Source organism: Bacillus sp. FSL M7-1345, from assembly GCF_038006985.1.
Classification (GTDB): domain Bacteria; phylum Bacillota; class Bacilli; order Bacillales; family Bacillaceae_G; genus Bacillus_A; species Bacillus_A cereus_U.
Window position 1 is genome coordinate 4,527,733 of record NZ_JBBOWG010000001.1, and the last position, 17,034, is coordinate 4,544,766.

A 17,034-nucleotide genomic window follows, 5' to 3' on the forward strand; every position below is an offset into this window, starting at 1 on the left:
CCTCTCTTACGCTTCTTGCTCTGCTGTTTCGTCTTCAATACCTAATTCTTTTTTAATCCAGTCATAACCTTCAGCTTCTAGACGTTGTGCAAGCTCAGGGCCACCAGATTTAACGATACGACCGTTCATCATAACGTGAACGAAGTCTGGAGTGATGTAGTTTAATAAACGTTGGTAATGCGTAATCATTAGGCAACCGAAATCTTCGCCACGCATTTGGTTAATACCTTTAGATACAACTTTTAATGCATCGATATCAAGACCTGAGTCGATTTCATCTAAGATTGCAATTTTTGGCTCGATCATCATTAATTGAAGAATCTCATTACGTTTTTTCTCACCGCCAGAGAAACCTTCGTTTAAGTAACGTTGTGCCATTTCTGGATCCATTTCTAGGAATTCCATGTTTTTATCTAATGTACGGATAAATTTCATAAGAGAAATTTCTTCGCCTTCTTCACGACGTGCATTAATTGCAGAACGTAAGAAGTCAGCGTTTGTTACTCCGCTAATTTCACTTGGATATTGCATTGCTAAGAATAGACCTGCTTGTGCGCGCTCGTCTACTTCCATTTCTAATACATCTTCACCGTCGATGATGATGCTACCTTCTGTTACTTCATACTTTGGGTGACCCATAATCGCAGAAGATAAAGTTGATTTACCTGTTCCGTTAGGTCCCATAATTGCGTGGATTTCTCCACCTTTTACTTCAAGGTTTACACCTTTTAAAATTTCTTTGCCGTCGATTGATACGTGTAAGTCTTTAACCGTTAATGTAGAACCAGCCATCTCAATACCTCCATTAATCCTCTATATACATTTTAAAAATTACTAAAACGTTCATATTCTCATTTTATTCTCATTCTAATCTTATAGCAAATAAAATGATATCGCAAACACTAAGAAAATGTAACAATTTTTTCACAAATGTATATAAGTATTTCCTTTACATCCTCTTATGATACACCTTTCTTCTTATATATATAAAGAAAAAAGGACTGGGTTATTCCCAGCCCTTTCCAGCACCTATTCGTTCACAGGAAGTACAGCACCTTTATATTCTTTGTTAATAAAATCTTGAATTTCTTTTGAATGTAGCACTTCTACTAGCTCTTTAATTTCTTTTTTCTTCTCGTCACCTTTACGAACTGCGATAATATTTGCGTAAGGAGAGTCTGATCCTTCAATTGCGATTGCATCCTTTGTTGGATTTAATTTCGCATCAATTGCGTAGTTTGAATTAATAAATAAAGCATCACCTTCATTGTTTTCGTACAGCTTCGGTGAAAGCCCAGGTTCTACATCTGTTTTAAACTTTAAATTTTTCGGGTTTTCTACAACATCTTTCACTGTTGCTTTAACGATATCAACACCGTCTTTTAATTTAATAACGCCGCCTTTTTGTAACAACGCTAACATACGGCCACGCTCAGCTACGTTATTACTCATAATAACCGTTCCTCCATCTGGAAGATCTTTCAAGCTTTTATATTTCTTAGAATAAATGCCCATTGGCTCTAAATGAATTTTCCCTGCGTTTACAATTTTATATCCTTTTTCTTGAATTTCTTTATCTAAATAAGGGATATGTTGAAAATAATTTGCATCGATTTCTTTATCTGCTAACGCTTTATTCGGTAACACATAGTCCTGGAATTTTTTAATCTCTAATTTAATACCTTTTTTCTCTAATATCGGTTGTGCTTTCTCTAAAATAACAGCGTGCGGCACGTTAGAAGCTCCAACAACAAGCTTATTCTCCTCTTTCCCCCCGCAAGCAGCTAATGTAAATACAGACAGTGCTGTAACAACTGATAGTATAATCTTTTTCATATAATGTCCCCTTCTCCCCTATAGTTATGTAGCTATGAAAAAGAGCCGGCATACACCAGCCCTTCTTCAAACGATTATTCTTTTACAGGAACAACTGCCCCTTTATATTCTTTATTAATAAAATCTTCAATTTCTTTAGAATGCAGCACTTCTATAAGAGCTTTAATCTCTTTTTTATCTTTATCACCTTTACGAACAGCTACTACGTTTGCGTATGGAGAATCATTTCCTTCAATTGCAATCGCGTCTTTTTCTGGGTTTAACTTCGCATCAATTGCATAGTTAGAATTAATTAGAACTGCATCGCCTTCTTTATTGTTATACACTTGCGGCAATAAACCAGGCTCGATATCCGTTTTGAACTTTAAGTTTTTCGGATTATCTGCAATATCTTTTGGAGTCGCTTTAACCGGATCTACTCCATCTTTAATTTTTAAAACTCCTTCTTTTTGTAAAATCGCTAAGCCACGTCCATGATCAGCAACAGAATTGCTCATAATAATTGTCGCCCCGTCTGGAAGTTCTTTTAAGCTTTTATATTTTTGAGAGTACACGCCAATTGGTTCTAAATGAATTTTCCCCGCTATTTCAAAATCATATTTTTTATCTTTAATTTCTTTTTCTAAATACGGAATGTGCTGGAAGTAGTTTGCATCTAAATCCTTATCCGCCAATGATTTATTCGGCAACACGTAATCTTGGAATTTTTTAATTTCTAACTCAATTCCTTTTTTCTCAAGTAACGGCTTTGCCTTTTCTAAAATAACCGCATGAGGTACGTTAGAAGCACCAACAACTAGTTTCTTTTCATCTTTATCTTTCCCACCACAAGCAGCTAACCCAAAAATTGAAGTTGTAATAAGTGCTGTAAGTAATAATTTTTTCATTTGAAATATCCTCCCGTTTTTCATTATCTTTTATCTATTCGAGTCGTTAAACTATCCCCAATCCACTGAATGAAAAATACAACTAGTAATACACAAATTGTCGCAACGATTGTTACATCGTTATTTCCTCGCTGGAATCCTTCTAAATAAGCAAGTGTTCCAAGGCCACCCGCACCAACAACACCTGCCATTGCCGTATAGCCTACTAAAGCAATTGTCGTTACCGTAATACCAGATACTAACGCTGGTAACGCTTCTGGAATTAATACTTTCAAAATGATTGTGCTTGTTTTTGCTCCCATTGCTTTTGAAGCTTCAATTACCCCTTTATCAATTTCACGAAGTGCGATTTCAACCATTCTCGCGTAAAATGGTGCCGCTCCAATAATTAAAGCTGGCAGCGCTGCACTCGCTCCGAGAATTGTTCCAAGAAGAATCTTTGTGAATGGGATTAATAAAATAATTAAAATGATGAACGGTATAGAACGGAAAATGTTTACGAACGCTCCAATCACCGTATTAATCGCTTTATTTTCCCATAAATTATCTTTCGCTGTCATAAAGAGTAATAGTCCTAAAATAAGTCCTAAAACAAATGTGGCAAGCGCTGCGATTGCCGTCATATATAACGTTTCACCAGTTGCTTCTAACATTTGATTCCAATCAACATTTGCAATTAACTTATCCATGTGCAATCACCTCCAGCTCTACTTGATCTTGATGAATCCCTTCTATTGCTTGCTGGATCGCTGTTTCTTCACCATTTAAATGAACGACTAAACTTCCGTAAGAGCCGTTATTCGTTTGTGCGATATTTCCTTGCAAAATGCTAACTTCTATATCACCGCGCTGCATTAACCTTTGAAGTACCGGTCTTTCTACTGCTTCACCGACAAACTGCAAACGAATTACTTTTCCATCTGGATACTTTTCTATCAAACTTTCAATCGTTTCATTCGTATCTTCAGAATCAGTTAACTGCTGTACAAATCGTTTTGTAATGTCTTGCTGTGGATTACGGAATACGTCAAGTACTGGACCCGTTTCTACGATCTTTCCTTTCTCCATTACAGCAACACGATTACAAATTTTGCGAATAACGTGCATCTCATGCGTAATCAATACAATTGTTAAGCCGAGACGCTTATTAATATCTAATAATAAATCTAAAATTTGATCTGTCGTTTCCGGATCAAGAGCTGACGTTGCTTCATCACATAAAAGTACTTGTGGATTGTTAGCTAACGCTCTTGCAATCCCGACGCGCTGCTTTTGTCCACCACTTAGCTGAGATGGGTACGCGTCTCCTCTTCCCTCTAATCCAACAAGATGAATTAACTCATCGACACGTTTTCTTCTCTCCGCCTTATCGACACCTGCAATTTCAAGTGGGAATGCGATATTTTCACGCACAGTTCGTGACCAAAGTAAGTTGAAATGCTGAAAAATCATTCCGATTTCTTGTCTTGCCTTACGAAGTTCATTTCCAGTAATCGCTGAAATCACACGATTCGCAATTGTAATTTGGCCAGAAGTTGGTTTCTCTAACTGATTAAACAATCTGATTAACGAACTTTTCCCAGCGCCACTATATCCAATAACACCAAATATTTCGCCTTTCTCTATTTGTAAGTTGGCGTTATCTACAGCAGTGACATCACCGCTTTTTGCCTTATATATTTTCTTTACATTTTCTAATAAGATCATGATGCTCACCCCTCTTTTGTTTGGACAGACTCCGCATTTTTTTATTTTTGATACGTGTAGTCCATCGTTATAGCTCCTCTTATTATTTGAATATCCTCCGCATTCAAACAACAAAAAACCTTTCCGCTTCTAGAGAAGCAGAAAGGTTTATATGCGTATATAACAACATTATCCCTCTCTCTCATCTCTCAAAGCATTTGCTTTGCAGGAATTGGCACCATTTCAACATAAGTTGACGGTTGCCGGGCTTCACAGGGCACAGTCCCTCCACCTCTCTTAATAAGAGAAATCAGATTAAATTTTCGTCTGATTTAAAATTTATGAAATTGTCTATATTTTATGAATTGAATTGTATCAATATCCACACGCCGTGTCAACAGAAATTTTCGCAAAAAAAGAAACTTCAGAATTTTAAGCCCCGACTGACATCGGTTTACATATATGAAACATTGATTCAACTAATAACATCGTTCGATATGTTCCAGAATATTGTACCCGTCCATCACTCATTAACGTTTGCAACCTCATATTTCCAGTCACTAATTTTTGTACATCCTCTTCCTCTAAACAAACGATTTGTTCCGTTCCTCTCGCCTCTTTCAAAAGTTCTATATAATCTCTTGAAATTTGTAACGAACAGCATTCATCTCCAAAACGAAAATTAACAGTTCTTTCTCCTTGCCTTAAAAGCGGTTCTAAATGATATTGACCATTAGCGTAATTTACAAATGATTGAAGCAAAGAATATAATTTCATCCTAAACCACATCCCTCATATCACTTTCTATTACATACCATTCCCTCTTATTAAAGAGCAATCCTGTTACTTTCGCTCGACAAATACTGTATCTATCACGCATGTCGACATATTTCCCAAGAAATATGTCGAGGCGGCAAAAACTTTGCCGCCTACTTTAATTCCGTATATAAATATTCAACCGAATGAAATGCATATATTTTCTTCATCAGTGTCCCATTTTCAAAAACAAGTAAACACGGTACACTTTCTATCCCATACTCTTTCGCTAAATGCGGGGCATAATTTAAATCTAACATCCCAATTTTCAAATCTTCAATCGTCATCTCGACGACCGTTAACATCTTCTTTGCTAACTGGCATGTTCCACACATTGGTGTATACACATATAACACTGTTTTTTCTTCATTTCCTATTAGGTCTGTAGCTTCGGCACCTGTCCAATCAATCACTTCTATCATTCCTTACCGTAAATATTCTGTATAAACGTCAATGTCAGCTCCCCATAATACATTTGCTAAATGTGAAGAAGGTGCAGTCGCCACCTCGCGATACGAGCGATCAATATAAATATGCTCTGCTTGCGGAAATTCTTTTCGGAATTGTTTCCTTAACTTTTCTCCTGCATCATCAGCATCCACTAGCACATATACGTCCTTATCAAAAAGTTGATCAATGAGCTCATCCATTTTCGACAAACCAATTGTACCATTTGTACAAACAATTTCCACTGGTTCACGAATAATAGATTCAATCTTTCTTCTATCCGATTTACCTTCTACAATAATGACTTTTTCCACATAAATCATATGTCATCACCCGATCACCATATACTATACAACCTTTAACTTAGTATATAGTATATTCGTTATTTTCATGTTGTTTCCTGTTTATTTTTGCAAAAGAAAAGCGCAAGCGGCTCGTTCAGAACAGGAGGGCATTGGAACTCCTGAACTGGAGGCGCTTTTTGCCTCAAGTGAAGGCGTAAAATGACCGACTGTTCTAGCCGCTGGAGCTAGACAACGAAAAGCGCAAGCGGCTCGTTCAGATGGTGAGGGGGATGGAGCTTCTGACGTAGAGGCGCTTTTTGCCTCGCAGGAAGACGCGAAGCCACCGAACATTCTAGCCGCTGGAGCTGGATCATAACGAAAAGCGGAACCGACTGTTTAGCCCTGTTGGCTAAGGTTCTTTCGTACAGAAGACGCTTTTTGTCTTCTCGTACGGAAGGTTCTTAGACATGAAGGGCTAGGAGGTGGAGCTAGACAATGAAAAAAGTTTTTTCAAAAACGTTCTCCTATATAATAATTAATATATATGTTTTTAAATTCATTATGTACACAACATAAAAAAGGACAGCACAAAGGCTGTCCTTTTTCTTCGACTATAATTAGTCTTGGTTTGTCATTTCTGCATATTTTTCTGCAGTTAATAACTTCTCAACTTGGCTTGCATCAGAAAGTTCAACTTTAACCATCCATGCACCCTCGTATGGAGATTCGTTAACTAGTTCTGGTTGGTCACTTAATTCTTCGTTTACTGCTACAACTTTACCACTTACAGGTGCGTATAATTCAGAAACTGTTTTAACAGATTCTACGCTTCCGAATGGCTCGTCAGCTTGGATTGTTGCACCTACTTCAGGAAGTTCAACGAATACGATATCGCCTAACTCACCTTGTGCAAAATGAGTAATACCGATAACAACCGCATTACCTTCTGTTTTTACCCATTCGTGTTCTTCAGAGTAACGTAAATTATTTGGAATGCTCATGACTGTACCTCCAGTGAATGTATTAATTATGTAAAAATACCTTATTGGTATTTTTTCCACGCACTTTCAAACTGCTCTTCGTTAAAACCAAGTGTTACACTCGTTCCATCTGTTACAATTGGACGTTTAATTAACATGCCATCAGATGCTAAAAGCTCGTACATTTCGTCTTCGCTTGCATCCTTTAACTTATCTTTTAAACCAAGTTCGCGGTAACGCATTCCACTTGTATTAAAGAATTTTTTTAATGGTAATTCACTTTTCTCATGTAAATTACGTAAATCTTCTTTTGACGGTGGATTTTCAACAATATGAATCATCTCATATGCTACATCGTTTGCCTCAAACCATTTCTTTGCTTTTTGACATGTGCCACACTTTGGATATGAATAAAATGTTACTGTCATAAATTCACCTACTTTTTTACTAACCTTTACCTTTATCATATAGAAAACATTTTATTATTTCAAACGATTATTCGCTAAACTTTTACTTATTTCGTGATAATTTTTAATAATCCTGCTAATTTTTCTTATTTTTCCGCCATTTATTAAGAAAAAATAAATATATAATTTTTTTAAAACTTTTTTCTCATTCCATGCCGAACATATATCTTAAACAAACGTTTGATTAATTTCATATTTTTCTACCTCAGCCTTTGGAATACGTAGATTCTTTCATACCGAACATATACCTTAAACAAACGTTTGATTAATTTCATATTTTTCTACATCCACCGTTAAAAAATATGACTTTTCCCATACCGAACATACCTCTTAAACAAACGTTTGATTAATCTCATGTTTTTCTATATCACCGTTGGAAAACATGATTTTCTATACCGAACATATATCTTAAACAAACGTTTATTTAAAAAATAAGAAGCCCTTTTACAGGCTCCTTCATCATCGACTTAAATAGTCCGAAATGGTTTGAAATACTACTATATACATATTATGAATATTTTGATTGGAAACCGTATCATTATATAACCCTATACCCCAATATTGTCCTTCGGGTCTTCCCATATTCACAAAACCTTGCGTATACATCATTGCCCTATCCCTTGGAGCATTGTCAAAATCTAAATCTTTTTCAGTAAAAATCAAATACGGTCTATCTTGTAAACCGATAAAAAACACCGGCTTCTTTAACGATAAAAATAAGTCCGTATACTGTTCCTTTGATGCTTCTTGAAAATATTCTTTCATGACGAGAAAACCATCAACTTTTTCGGATTTCTCCTGCATCTCTTCTAACTTCACGTTTTCAAACTTTATATTTCTAAATGTATCTTTCGGCTTTTCACCAACAACTCCAATGACGAGCGCTCTCCCGTTATATTCTAATGTATCTCCTTCATTATCCTTGGCACATCCAGTACCCACTAGGCATAACAATATAAAAAATAAGAAATAAAGTGAACGCTTCATATAGCACCCTCCCCCTCTTTTAAGTCAAGTGACAAAAATGTAAGGTGAATTCAAGAAAATGTAAGTGAAATCGATAGCCCAATTGGATTTTCTATATTATAATCAATTGAATTTATTTACATTACTAAAACATAGGAGATTATCATGAAGAAATTTAAACTTTCATCTCTTCTTCCGTTAAGTTATATACTTCTACTCGTACTCGTAAGTCCCCTTTACGATGTATTAAATAAATCTACTGTTCACGCAGTAGATGTCACAACTGTAGTAGATGATTGGATTCCATTTGTGAAAGCATTTATTATTCCTTACTTACTTTGGTTTCCATACTTATACGGTGCACTTATTTATTACTGTTTTGCTAATCGAAAGCAATATTATGTCACTTTAAGTAGTGTAATTCTTGGAAAACTTGCTTGTTTTTCGATTTACTTTTTTTGGCAGACAACTGTGCCACGCCCAACCGTCGTTGGAACAGATGTATTTTCCGAACTAGTCCGCTATATTTATAGTATTGATCAACCAGTAAACTGTTTCCCAAGCATTCATGTCCTTACGACATTTGTAATTATGTTAGCTGCCTTTAAGCGTAGAGAACAGCATGCTTTGGAATATTACATCCTTACTTTCTTCGGTACGCTTATTATTTTATCAACGCTATTTACGAAGCAGCATGCCTTTGTAGACGCCATTTCTGGAATGACGCTCGCAAGCATACTATACTTCGGTGTTCAACTATTATTAGCAAAAGAAACAGTACGCGTTCCAGTAAAACGAAATCATAAAATGTAAAAAAGCAGACTGTGGCTTCAGTCTGCTTTTCCCTATATTAAGGAGATTTTCAAATTAAGATTGCGGTACAGTCATATCACCAGAATGAATACGACCTGCTTTTTTAAGAGCAATGTAAAGTATATAAGAAACCGCTACTGGGATGATGATATAAGTGATTATCATCGCTGGGACAACCTCCCACCCTTGGCTGGAAATTAAATTAATTGGTGCGATAAGAGAGCTTAATCCAAGACCTGCAATTTCTTTTCCTGCTTCCAGTTGGAAAATTAATGCTGATACTGGGCCCACTATAGCACTGGCGACGACAGTTGGGACGAGAATCATTGGATTTTTAGTAATGTTCGGCAACTGTACTTTTGGAGTACAAAGTGCCTGAGCTAATATGCCACCTAAATTATTCTCTTTCGCTGAAATAACAGAGAATCCGATAAACTGAGCAACACATCCTGCAAGTGCTGCACCGCCTGCAACACCATCTAAGCTAAGTGCTATCGCTAAAGCAGCCGATGAAGCTGGAGAGATAAGTAATAGTCCCCAAACTACAGCAATCACGATAGAAGCGATAAATGGGCTACCAGCTGAACTATCTTTAATGAATGCTCCAACTGTATTTAAAACTGGGCTAATATTTTGAGCTAACCAAATACCGACTAAACCAGAACCTAATATTGCTGCAAATGGAACGAGCATCATATCTAAAGCAGTTTTTCCACTTAATCGTTTACCAATATAAACTGCTAAAGTCGCTGTTAATAATGCACCGATCGGTTCACCTGTTTTAATGATGAGACCAGCTTCAGTAATTGAAATTGAACCAGCTCCAATTGCTCCAGCTACCATCGCTGAGAAAATTACGAGTCCGTTTGCACCGAGCATAAAAGCAATCCCGGCTCCAATTGCTGGTGCCATAAGTGATTTTGCAACAACTCCGATTGTAATAAGTAATGGGATATCAACAATTCTTCCTATATTTTCGATCAGTAAACCAATTCCAAGGGATACGAAAATACCCTGTGCGATTCCGGCAGAAGCTTTAAACACACGAGACATTATATATTCTTTCATTTGTTTCACCTTCTCCTATAATTTAGTAACCAATTGTTTTCATATAATCGCGTAAAACATCGTTTGATTTTGCAAAGCGGCTTTCTTCATCTTCTAATAAGTTCAGTTCTACCACTTCTCTTATACCGTCTCTAGTAATAATTGCTGGTACTCCTGTACAAATATCGTATTCGCCATATTCACCATCTAAAATAGCTGAAACAGCGATAACACGGTGATCATCATTGAAAATTGAGCGCGCAATATAAGCTAAAGAATTTCCAATTCCGTAATAAGTAGTTCCTTTGCGCTTATAAATTTCCCATCCAGCTTTTGCAGTCTTCTCAACAATTTCATCTAAATCTATTTCACCTAAGCGTTCTTTTTGTTCCTCTAAAATTTGCAGAATTGATTTTCCACCAACAGTTACATGAGACCAAGCAACCATTTGAGAATCACCATGTTCTCCTAATGAATACCCATGAATACTACGAGGGTCTACATGTAACATTTCAGATAAAATTGTTCTTAAGCGAGAAGAATCTAGTGATGTACCTGTACCAATCACACGATTTCTAGGTAATCCAGATAGCTTCCACACTTGATATGTAATAATGTCAACTGGGTTCGATGCGAGTAAGAAAATGCCATCAAATCCACTTTCCATTACGCCGCCAACAATGCTTTCCATAATCTTAGCGCTTGCTCCTAAAGTGTCTAAACGACTTTGTCCAGGCTTCGGCGCTGGTCCTGCTGTAATAATAACAATGTCCATATCTTTGCAGTCTTCATAACTTCCTGCATATACTTTTGTTCTTGTATTTGTAAAGTTAATGCAGTGCGATAAATCCATCGCTTCTCCAACTGCACGTTCATGATTTATATCAATTAACAATAGCTCTTCGCAAATCCCTTGGTTTACAATGGAATACGCACAGCTTGATCCAACTAATCCAGTACCGATAATTGCAATTTTTCTTGTGTTTCTATTCATAGCAATCTCTCCCAATTGATTATGTAGTCTATTTCTTTGGTTCTTTACACTCCTAATTATAGAGGTTCTCACGATAGAAACCATGGATACTTTGTGAAATGTTGAGCAAAGTTTTTGTCCTTTTTGTGAATTGTTATATTTAATTTTTGTCATATTTGTTACAACTGGAAAAATATTTATTATGTATTTATTGACATATACCAAACAAAAAAACGAGCGAATCCATTCGCTCGTTTCATTCATCGCGCTATTCCGCACTTAATTGACTTTTTAGTTGCTGTACAATCATTGGATTAGCAGGCGCTGCCGGCTTATAATAACTTTTTTGCTTTGCGTATTCATACATATTACGTTGACGAGATTCATCTTGATTACGAATTTGAATTAACGTTTGATGTAACTGTTCATTATCAGATTGAGAAATATAATTTGCATAACTTGTTAAACTTGAATTTAACCCTGCTAAATAATCATTTACCATATCTTTTTCATTCATTTCTCTCTTCCTCCTATCCTAAAAAAGTCATTAACTGCTGTTTCGTATTTCGTGCATCTTGCGCATCCTTTTGTAGCATTTGTTTCAACTCTGGATCTGTACAAGCCTGTGCATACTGGTCCAATTTGTTAATAATCGTCGCATGACCACCAATTAAATGACGTAAATTTTCTACTTCAAGCTCTGTTAAATTTTGCATAGAACATACCCGCCTTTCTTTTTTCATTCGTCATTAGTATTTGGGGTTTTTTGGATTGTATGCATAAAAAAAGTCGCAGTATACAAAGCCTAGTTTTCATTTTTTTACACGCGTGTTCGAATATGCAAAATTACATATTTTTAACTTTTATTTTCACATTAAAATATGGACATATACTATAAAATAATTAACATGAAAATCCCTTTAAAATACTTCTCATTCTTTGCAATTCCACCATTTTTATTATTCATCATCTCTCGTCTTCTTTTACACCAAATAATAAATTATTAATGAAAGGAGAAATAAACATGAAAACACATGACTTCCTTACAGAAATCCAGAAGGGCTCTGAACCTAATCCATATCAAGATCCTATCGCATTTATTTTCCTTTGTTTTTCCTTAGCCATATACACATTTTTAAAACCAGCAAAATAATATCATCTAGCAAAAAGAGCCTCAAAATTATTTGAGGCTCTTTCTTGTTAAATTCCTTTCCGCTTCTTCAATCGCCCGTTGCATTTGCACTAACGGATCTTTAATCATCTTCCCATGCCCTGTCGCTAATATAGACGGCTTATACTCCAGCAATTTCTGAGCACTCGTTAATGAAACTTCTGCATCCCACGTACCAAACATAGGAAATGGAAAAAGCCAATTTAATTGCCCTGCTACCGCCACTCCACCTCTCGTTTGAAATGCATCTCCAACAATGAGTGCATCATTTCTCGTGTCTAAAAACGCCATTGATCCCGGTGTATGACCTGGAGCTGCAATCGCTACAAGGGACCCTATTTGATCTCCCTCTTGAAGAAGAATATCTGGAATCGTCTTTATCCTTTTTGACACACTTACTTTTACCTGCGTGTCTGGTTCCCCTATTTGCAGTGACAAATCCCCTTCAAGTAAACTTGCATCTCTTTTAGAAATATAGACCGGAACATTCGGCAATTCTTGTTTTATAGCATCGAGCGCCCCTATATGGTCATCATGCGCATGTGTAATAACGATATTCGTAATCGGTTTTCCTATTTTTCGAGCCGCTTCTAAAATCTTCTTTGCACAAAATGGTAAAGCAGCATCAATTAAAGTTAATCCAGCATCCGCCTCAACAAAATAACAGTTGATTGGAAATAGATGCGGGAAAAATGCTATTTGATGAACTGTTTCTGCTTTTATTAACTTCATCCCCTTTACCTCCATTAAAAAAAGCCGTTTACAAATACATATGTAAAACAGCCCTTTTTCATTTAATATTTTCTTTTCAAAACTACGATAGTTAAAGCATAAGAACAAAGTACCCCTGCTAATAAAAATGAATTCGCTAATTTATATTGTTCGCCTGTCAATGAATATAGATTCCCAATTAAAAAGATAACTAAATATAGAAATAAAAATACAAATAACGAAATTTCAGCTGCATTCCCCGTAATATGCTCGCCCCTTTCGTCTTCCCCCTCATTCTTCTGAAAACGTGTTGAATATAAAACACCTATTAGTCCTGCTACTGAAATTATTATCCCTACTACAATACTCATTCCGTTTCCCCCTCTATCTTATATTGAAAAACTTCATGAAACTCCTTACCTAAAATACGTGCAATTTCAAAAGCTAAAATTAAAGATGGATTGTAACGATTCGCTTCAATTGAAGCGATCGTTTGTCTACTTACCCCAGCTTGGTTCGCTAAATCCGTTTGTGACCAGCGTTTTTCTGCTCGGAGTACAACGAGATTATTTTGTAACGTTCCACTCTGTTTCATAACCTCTCCTCATTTTACATTATTTTCTATATTTTAATTGTAATTTATTTTTAACATCATGTAAACTATTTTTAACATCAATAAAAATAAAAAACCAGCAGCCAACAGGCCACTGGTTCCCCATCATCTATTAAACTGTGTAACGCTCATCTTCTAAAATTTTCGCAGCGATTTCACGTTTCTTCGGAATTACGTTAAGTGGCGTGTGGCGAGTTAATTTGCGTAATGATGATAACATCATTCGCAGCATGTCGCCGTTTTCAACTGCGATAAGTGTTTCTTTCGCATCTGCTTCGATTTCGTTGAATGCTTCTTGGCAGAATACTTCAGTGTATAACACTTTTTGTTTATTCTTTTCAAGGCCAGTTGTTTTAATTGCTTTTTCTGTACGAAGAAGAGCAGATTCCATTGCGTAAAGGTTGCTTACGATGTCAGCGATATTCACAAGAATTTCTTGCTCTTTATCTAATGCTTTACCGTATTTTTGAGCAGCTAATCCAGCTACCATTAAGCCGATTTTCTTCGCGTTCTTTACTAAATATTTTTGAAGTGCTAATGGCTCATCGCCTACTTCTTCTGGCATCATCATCATTAACTCTTCTTGTAATTTTTGTGCTTTTTGTAGTAATGGTAATTCACCTTTCATCGCTTTACGTAAGAACGTACCTGGTACGATTAGGCGGTTGATTTCGTTCGTTCCTTCGAAAATACGGTTAATACGAGAATCGCGGTACATTCTTTCAATCTCGTACTCTGCCATAAATCCGTAACCACCGTGAATTTGAACACCTTCATCTACCGTATAATCTAACACTTCAGAACCGAACACTTTATTTAAAGAGCACTCGATTGCATATTCAGCGATAGAAGCTGCTACTGCTTTACCGTCTTTTACTTCTTCTTCAGATAATGTGCTCATGCGGCTTTCGAATAAACCTACTGTACGATATACAGAGCTTTCAGCTGCATATGTTTTCGCTGCCATATTCGCAAGTTTCTCTTGAATTAATGGGAAGCGAGCGATTGGTTGTTTGAACTGTTGACGTTGATTTGCATATTGTGCTGAAATTTCTACTGCACGTTTCGCAGATCCAACTGTACCAACACCTAATTTATAACGACCGATATTTAAAATGTTGAACGCGATAATATGGCCTTTACCAATTTCCCCAAGTAGATTTTCTTTCGGTACTAACGCATCTTCTAAAATTAACGTACGAGTTGAAGAACATTTAATACCCATTTTCTTTTCTTCTGGGCTTGTAGATACACCAGCGTATTCTTTCTCTACGATAAATGCTGAGAAGTGCTCGCCGTCTATTTTTGCGTATACGATAAATACGTCAGCGAATGCAGAGTTTGTAATCCATTGTTTTTCACCATTTAATACGTAATGTGTACCTTCTGCATTTAAACGTGCAGTTGTTTTCGCACCTAATGCATCAGATCCAGAACCTGGCTCAGTTAATGCATATGCAGCTAATTTTTCACCAGTTGCAAGTAGTGGTAAATATTTTTTCTTTTGCTCTTCGTTACCGAATAATACGATTGGTAAAGATCCGATACCAACATGAGCACCGTGAGTGATTGCAAAACCACCAGCGCGCGAGAATTTCTCTGCGATTAACGCTGAGCTTACTTTATCAAGACCAATTCCGCCGTACTCTTCTGGTACGTCAGCGCCTAATAAACCAAGTTCACCAGCTTCTTTTAAAAGACGCACAGAACGATCAAACTCGTGTTGCTCTAAATATTCAAGCTCCGGAAGAACTTCATTTACGATAAAGTCCTCTGTCGTTTTTGCAATCATTTTATGCTCAGATGAAAAATCTTCTGGCGTAAACACTTGATCAATCGTAATCTCATCTACTAAAAAGCTACCGCCTTTAACCGCACTTCCTACTGTTTTTTCCATGAAAATTTCCTCCTTCATATTTTCATGAGCCGCTTCTCTCATTTTGAAAGAAGCTGGCTCTCACGTTTATTTTTTATAAACCTTTGTTGCTTCCATTCTTTGCTTTAGCGTCCTCTTGTTTTGAGCGAGCCACCTGCACTTTTTTTATAATCTAGTTCCAGCGGCTAGAATGTTCAGTGGCTTCGCTTCTTCCTGCGAGGCAAAAAGCGCCTCTACATCTGAAGCTCCATCCCCCTCACATTCTGAGCGAGCCGCTTACACTTTTTTTATAATAATTCAAATACTCCCGCTGCTCCCATTCCGCCGCCGATACACATTGTTACGATACCGAATTGTTGGTTGCGGCGTTTCATTTCGTGAATAAGGGATAGTGTTAGTTTTGCTCCTGTACAGCCAAGTGGATGTCCAAGTGCGATTGCACCGCCGTTTACGTTCACTTTTTCTTCATCTAAACCAAGTTCACGAATAACTTGGATAGATTGAGAAGCGAATGCTTCATTTAGTTCGAATAGACCGATATCAGATAGCTCTAAACCAGCTAATTTTAACGCTTTCGGAATTGCAGCAATTGGACCGATACCCATTATTTCTGGTGGTACACCAGCTACTGCAAATGAACGGAATTTCGCAAGTGGCTTCATGCCATCGCTCACTGCTTTTTCACGATCCATTAATAGTACAGATGCTGCTCCATCACTCATTTGTGAAGAGTTACCAGCCGTTACAGAACCACGAACGTTAAATGCTGGACGTAATTTACCTAAAATGTCTAGCGTCGTCTCCGCTCTTACACCTTCATCTTGTGCGAAAATACGTGTTTCTTCTTGCAGTTTGTTGTTTGCTCCAACAGTGCGTAACATTACATCTACAGCTACTGTTTCATCCGCAAAGTTCCCTTCAGCTAACGCTTTTGCTGCGCGCTGGTGACTTCTTACCGCAAAAGCATCTTGCTCTTCACGAGAAATTCCATATTTCACAGCAACTTGCTCTGCTGTATGTCCCATACCCATATAATATTCTGGAGCTGCTTCTACAAGGCGACTATTCGGACGAACAACGTGCCCCATCATTGGAACTAAACTCATTGATTCCGCTCCGCCTGATAATACAGCTTCAGAGTGCCCTAGCATAATGCGCTCTGCTCCGTAAGCGATACTTTGTAAACCAGAAGAACAGTAACGGTTAATTGTAATAGCTGGAACATCGTAAGAAAGTCCTGCTAGCCCGCCGATATTACGAGCCATATTTAAACCTTGTTCTGCTTCTGGCATCGCACAACCGAAAATTAAATCGTCGATTGGCCCTTCATAATTCGCACGCTTTAACGTTTCCTTTACTACTAACGCCCCTAGATCGTCAGGACGAACTGTTTTTAATGAACCCCTCTTTGCTTTTCCAATTGGTGTTCTTGCTCCCGCAACAATGACAGCTTCTCTCATG

22 protein-coding genes and 1 riboswitch are annotated in these 17,034 nt (G+C 37.1%); of the genes, 2 read left to right on the top strand and 20 right to left on the bottom strand.

Features of this window, described 5'->3' with window-relative positions:
* Positions 1 to 6: 6 nt before the first annotated feature.
* The 11 genes from sufC to MHB76_RS23835 form a co-directional block, all read right to left on the bottom strand.
* Positions 7 to 792, bottom strand: coding sequence for a Fe-S cluster assembly ATPase SufC (gene sufC, locus MHB76_RS23785; RefSeq protein ID WP_002112662.1), 786 nt, complete (start codon positions 790 to 792; stop codon positions 7 to 9).
* Positions 793 to 1,029: 237 nt separating this feature from the next.
* Positions 1,030 to 1,836, bottom strand: a complete 807-nt coding sequence (gene metQ / locus MHB76_RS23790; protein WP_078179387.1) for a methionine ABC transporter substrate-binding lipoprotein MetQ — start codon at positions 1,834 to 1,836, stop codon at positions 1,030 to 1,032.
* Between the two features lie 74 nt (positions 1,837 to 1,910).
* On the bottom strand, positions 1,911 to 2,723 hold the full coding sequence (gene metQ, locus MHB76_RS23795) for a methionine ABC transporter substrate-binding lipoprotein MetQ (protein ID WP_016106539.1): 813 nt from the start codon (positions 2,721 to 2,723) through the stop codon (positions 1,911 to 1,913).
* Between the two features lie 23 nt (positions 2,724 to 2,746).
* On the bottom strand, positions 2,747 to 3,412 hold the full coding sequence (locus tag MHB76_RS23800) for a methionine ABC transporter permease (protein WP_002112667.1): 666 nt from the start codon (positions 3,410 to 3,412) through the stop codon (positions 2,747 to 2,749).
* Positions 3,405 to 4,430: a methionine ABC transporter ATP-binding protein gene (locus MHB76_RS23805; protein WP_061673671.1), complete on the bottom strand. Its 1,026-nt coding sequence runs from the start codon at positions 4,428 to 4,430 to the stop codon at positions 3,405 to 3,407. Before MHB76_RS23805 ends, MHB76_RS23800 begins: the two co-directional genes overlap by 8 nt.
* A gap of 178 nt (positions 4,431 to 4,608) precedes the next feature.
* Positions 4,609 to 4,716: riboswitch (SAM riboswitch) on the bottom strand.
* 125 nt (positions 4,717 to 4,841) lie between these two features.
* Positions 4,842 to 5,186 (bottom strand): hypothetical protein, encoded by a 345-nt coding sequence (locus MHB76_RS23810; protein WP_002068015.1) that lies wholly within the window; start codon positions 5,184 to 5,186, stop codon positions 4,842 to 4,844.
* A 152-nt stretch (positions 5,187 to 5,338) separates the two neighbouring features.
* Positions 5,339 to 5,647, bottom strand: a complete 309-nt coding sequence (locus MHB76_RS23815) for a thioredoxin family protein (protein WP_087945836.1) — start codon at positions 5,645 to 5,647, stop codon at positions 5,339 to 5,341.
* Positions 5,648 to 5,650: 3 nt separating this feature from the next.
* A complete protein-coding gene (locus tag MHB76_RS23820; RefSeq protein WP_002159991.1) occupies positions 5,651 to 5,995 on the bottom strand; it encodes a toprim domain-containing protein in 345 nt (114 codons plus the stop codon).
* A 578-nt stretch (positions 5,996 to 6,573) separates the two neighbouring features.
* Positions 6,574 to 6,957, bottom strand: coding sequence for a glycine cleavage system protein GcvH (gene gcvH, locus MHB76_RS23825; RefSeq protein ID WP_000026895.1), 384 nt, complete (start codon positions 6,955 to 6,957; stop codon positions 6,574 to 6,576).
* A gap of 41 nt (positions 6,958 to 6,998) precedes the next feature.
* On the bottom strand, positions 6,999 to 7,364 hold the full coding sequence (locus MHB76_RS23830; RefSeq protein ID WP_002159990.1) for an arsenate reductase family protein: 366 nt from the start codon (positions 7,362 to 7,364) through the stop codon (positions 6,999 to 7,001).
* A 498-nt stretch (positions 7,365 to 7,862) separates the two neighbouring features.
* Positions 7,863 to 8,390: a hypothetical protein gene (locus tag MHB76_RS23835; protein WP_002159989.1), complete on the bottom strand. Its 528-nt coding sequence runs from the start codon at positions 8,388 to 8,390 to the stop codon at positions 7,863 to 7,865.
* Positions 8,391 to 8,534: 144 nt separating this feature from the next.
* Here MHB76_RS23835 and MHB76_RS23840 point away from each other — a divergent pair, with 144 nt between their 5' ends.
* Positions 8,535 to 9,182, top strand: coding sequence for a phosphatase PAP2 family protein (locus MHB76_RS23840; protein ID WP_340987852.1), 648 nt, complete (start codon positions 8,535 to 8,537; stop codon positions 9,180 to 9,182).
* A 54-nt stretch (positions 9,183 to 9,236) separates the two neighbouring features.
* Here MHB76_RS23840 and MHB76_RS23845 read toward each other — a convergent pair whose 3' ends face one another.
* The 4 genes from MHB76_RS23845 to MHB76_RS23860 all read right to left on the bottom strand — a co-directional run bounded on the left by MHB76_RS23845 (position 9,237) and on the right by MHB76_RS23860 (position 11,918).
* On the bottom strand, positions 9,237 to 10,250 hold the full coding sequence (locus tag MHB76_RS23845) for a PTS transporter subunit IIC (RefSeq protein WP_002112681.1): 1,014 nt from the start codon (positions 10,248 to 10,250) through the stop codon (positions 9,237 to 9,239).
* A gap of 22 nt (positions 10,251 to 10,272) precedes the next feature.
* Entirely contained in the window at positions 10,273 to 11,223 is a 951-nt protein-coding gene (locus MHB76_RS23850; RefSeq protein ID WP_414731884.1) for an L-lactate dehydrogenase, read from the bottom strand.
* Positions 11,224 to 11,470: 247 nt separating this feature from the next.
* Positions 11,471 to 11,719: a spore coat protein gene (locus MHB76_RS23855; RefSeq protein WP_002034620.1), complete on the bottom strand. Its 249-nt coding sequence runs from the start codon at positions 11,717 to 11,719 to the stop codon at positions 11,471 to 11,473.
* Positions 11,720 to 11,732: 13 nt separating this feature from the next.
* Complete coding sequence (locus tag MHB76_RS23860; protein WP_002112687.1) at positions 11,733 to 11,918, bottom strand: hypothetical protein; 186 nt, start codon at positions 11,916 to 11,918, stop codon at positions 11,733 to 11,735.
* Between the two features lie 308 nt (positions 11,919 to 12,226).
* Between MHB76_RS23860 and MHB76_RS23865 the strand changes: the two genes are divergently transcribed.
* Positions 12,227 to 12,355: a hypothetical protein gene (locus MHB76_RS23865; protein ID WP_002112689.1), complete on the top strand. Its 129-nt coding sequence runs from the start codon at positions 12,227 to 12,229 to the stop codon at positions 12,353 to 12,355.
* 27 nt (positions 12,356 to 12,382) lie between these two features.
* Here the strand turns inward: MHB76_RS23865 and MHB76_RS23870 are convergent, their stop codons facing one another.
* The 5 genes from MHB76_RS23870 to MHB76_RS23890 all read right to left on the bottom strand — a co-directional run bounded on the left by MHB76_RS23870 (position 12,383) and on the right by MHB76_RS23890 (position 17,033).
* Complete coding sequence (locus tag MHB76_RS23870) at positions 12,383 to 13,105, bottom strand: MBL fold metallo-hydrolase (RefSeq protein WP_078179394.1); 723 nt, start codon at positions 13,103 to 13,105, stop codon at positions 12,383 to 12,385.
* Between the two features lie 62 nt (positions 13,106 to 13,167).
* The gene (locus tag MHB76_RS23875; protein ID WP_340987856.1) at positions 13,168 to 13,455 is read right to left on the bottom strand and encodes a DUF2178 domain-containing protein; all 288 of its coding nucleotides are present in this window, start codon (positions 13,453 to 13,455) and stop codon (positions 13,168 to 13,170) included.
* Positions 13,452 to 13,679 (bottom strand): helix-turn-helix transcriptional regulator, encoded by a 228-nt coding sequence (locus MHB76_RS23880; protein WP_000813846.1) that lies wholly within the window; start codon positions 13,677 to 13,679, stop codon positions 13,452 to 13,454. Before MHB76_RS23880 ends, MHB76_RS23875 begins: the two co-directional genes overlap by 4 nt.
* Positions 13,680 to 13,809: 130 nt before the next feature.
* Positions 13,810 to 15,594: an acyl-CoA dehydrogenase family protein gene (locus MHB76_RS23885; protein ID WP_088079627.1), complete on the bottom strand. Its 1,785-nt coding sequence runs from the start codon at positions 15,592 to 15,594 to the stop codon at positions 13,810 to 13,812.
* 266 nt (positions 15,595 to 15,860) lie between these two features.
* A complete protein-coding gene (locus MHB76_RS23890; RefSeq protein ID WP_002112692.1) occupies positions 15,861 to 17,033 on the bottom strand; it encodes an acetyl-CoA C-acetyltransferase in 1,173 nt (390 codons plus the stop codon).
* Position 17,034: the final 1 nt, after the last annotated feature.

What these genes read in the sequence shown, in the direction of transcription:
- sufC (WP_002112662.1), bottom strand. Translation starts at nt 792, where the DNA reads ATGGCTGGTTCTACATTAACGGTTAAAGACTTACACGTATCAATCGAC.
- metQ (WP_078179387.1), bottom strand. Translation starts at nt 1,836, where the DNA reads ATGAAAAAGATTATACTATCAGTTGTTACAGCACTGTCTGTATTTACA.
- metQ (WP_016106539.1), bottom strand. Translation starts at nt 2,723, where the DNA reads ATGAAAAAATTATTACTTACAGCACTTATTACAACTTCAATTTTTGGG.
- MHB76_RS23800 (WP_002112667.1), bottom strand. Translation starts at nt 3,412, where the DNA reads ATGGATAAGTTAATTGCAAATGTTGATTGGAATCAAATGTTAGAAGCA.
- MHB76_RS23805 (WP_061673671.1), bottom strand. Translation starts at nt 4,430, where the DNA reads ATGATCTTATTAGAAAATGTAAAGAAAATATATAAGGCAAAAAGCGGT.
- MHB76_RS23810 (WP_002068015.1), bottom strand. Translation starts at nt 5,186, where the DNA reads ATGAAATTATATTCTTTGCTTCAATCATTTGTAAATTACGCTAATGGT.
- MHB76_RS23815 (WP_087945836.1), bottom strand. Translation starts at nt 5,647, where the DNA reads ATGATAGAAGTGATTGATTGGACAGGTGCCGAAGCTACAGACCTAATA.
- MHB76_RS23820 (WP_002159991.1), bottom strand. Translation starts at nt 5,995, where the DNA reads ATGATTTATGTGGAAAAAGTCATTATTGTAGAAGGTAAATCGGATAGA.
- gcvH (WP_000026895.1), bottom strand. Translation starts at nt 6,957, where the DNA reads ATGAGCATTCCAAATAATTTACGTTACTCTGAAGAACACGAATGGGTA.
- MHB76_RS23830 (WP_002159990.1), bottom strand. Translation starts at nt 7,364, where the DNA reads ATGACAGTAACATTTTATTCATATCCAAAGTGTGGCACATGTCAAAAA.
- MHB76_RS23835 (WP_002159989.1), bottom strand. Translation starts at nt 8,390, where the DNA reads ATGAAGCGTTCACTTTATTTCTTATTTTTTATATTGTTATGCCTAGTG.
- MHB76_RS23840 (WP_340987852.1), top strand. Translation starts at nt 8,535, where the DNA reads ATGAAGAAATTTAAACTTTCATCTCTTCTTCCGTTAAGTTATATACTT.
- MHB76_RS23845 (WP_002112681.1), bottom strand. Translation starts at nt 10,250, where the DNA reads ATGAAAGAATATATAATGTCTCGTGTGTTTAAAGCTTCTGCCGGAATC.
- MHB76_RS23850 (WP_414731884.1), bottom strand. Translation starts at nt 11,223, where the DNA reads ATGAATAGAAACACAAGAAAAATTGCAATTATCGGTACTGGATTAGTT.
- MHB76_RS23855 (WP_002034620.1), bottom strand. Translation starts at nt 11,719, where the DNA reads ATGAATGAAAAAGATATGGTAAATGATTATTTAGCAGGGTTAAATTCA.
- MHB76_RS23860 (WP_002112687.1), bottom strand. Translation starts at nt 11,918, where the DNA reads ATGCAAAATTTAACAGAGCTTGAAGTAGAAAATTTACGTCATTTAATT.
- MHB76_RS23865 (WP_002112689.1), top strand. Translation starts at nt 12,227, where the DNA reads ATGAAAACACATGACTTCCTTACAGAAATCCAGAAGGGCTCTGAACCT.
- MHB76_RS23870 (WP_078179394.1), bottom strand. Translation starts at nt 13,105, where the DNA reads ATGAAGTTAATAAAAGCAGAAACAGTTCATCAAATAGCATTTTTCCCG.
- MHB76_RS23875 (WP_340987856.1), bottom strand. Translation starts at nt 13,455, where the DNA reads ATGAGTATTGTAGTAGGGATAATAATTTCAGTAGCAGGACTAATAGGT.
- MHB76_RS23880 (WP_000813846.1), bottom strand. Translation starts at nt 13,679, where the DNA reads ATGAAACAGAGTGGAACGTTACAAAATAATCTCGTTGTACTCCGAGCA.
- MHB76_RS23885 (WP_088079627.1), bottom strand. Translation starts at nt 15,594, where the DNA reads ATGGAAAAAACAGTAGGAAGTGCGGTTAAAGGCGGTAGCTTTTTAGTA.
- MHB76_RS23890 (WP_002112692.1), bottom strand. Translation starts at nt 17,033, where the DNA reads ATGAGAGAAGCTGTCATTGTTGCGGGAGCAAGAACACCAATTGGAAAA.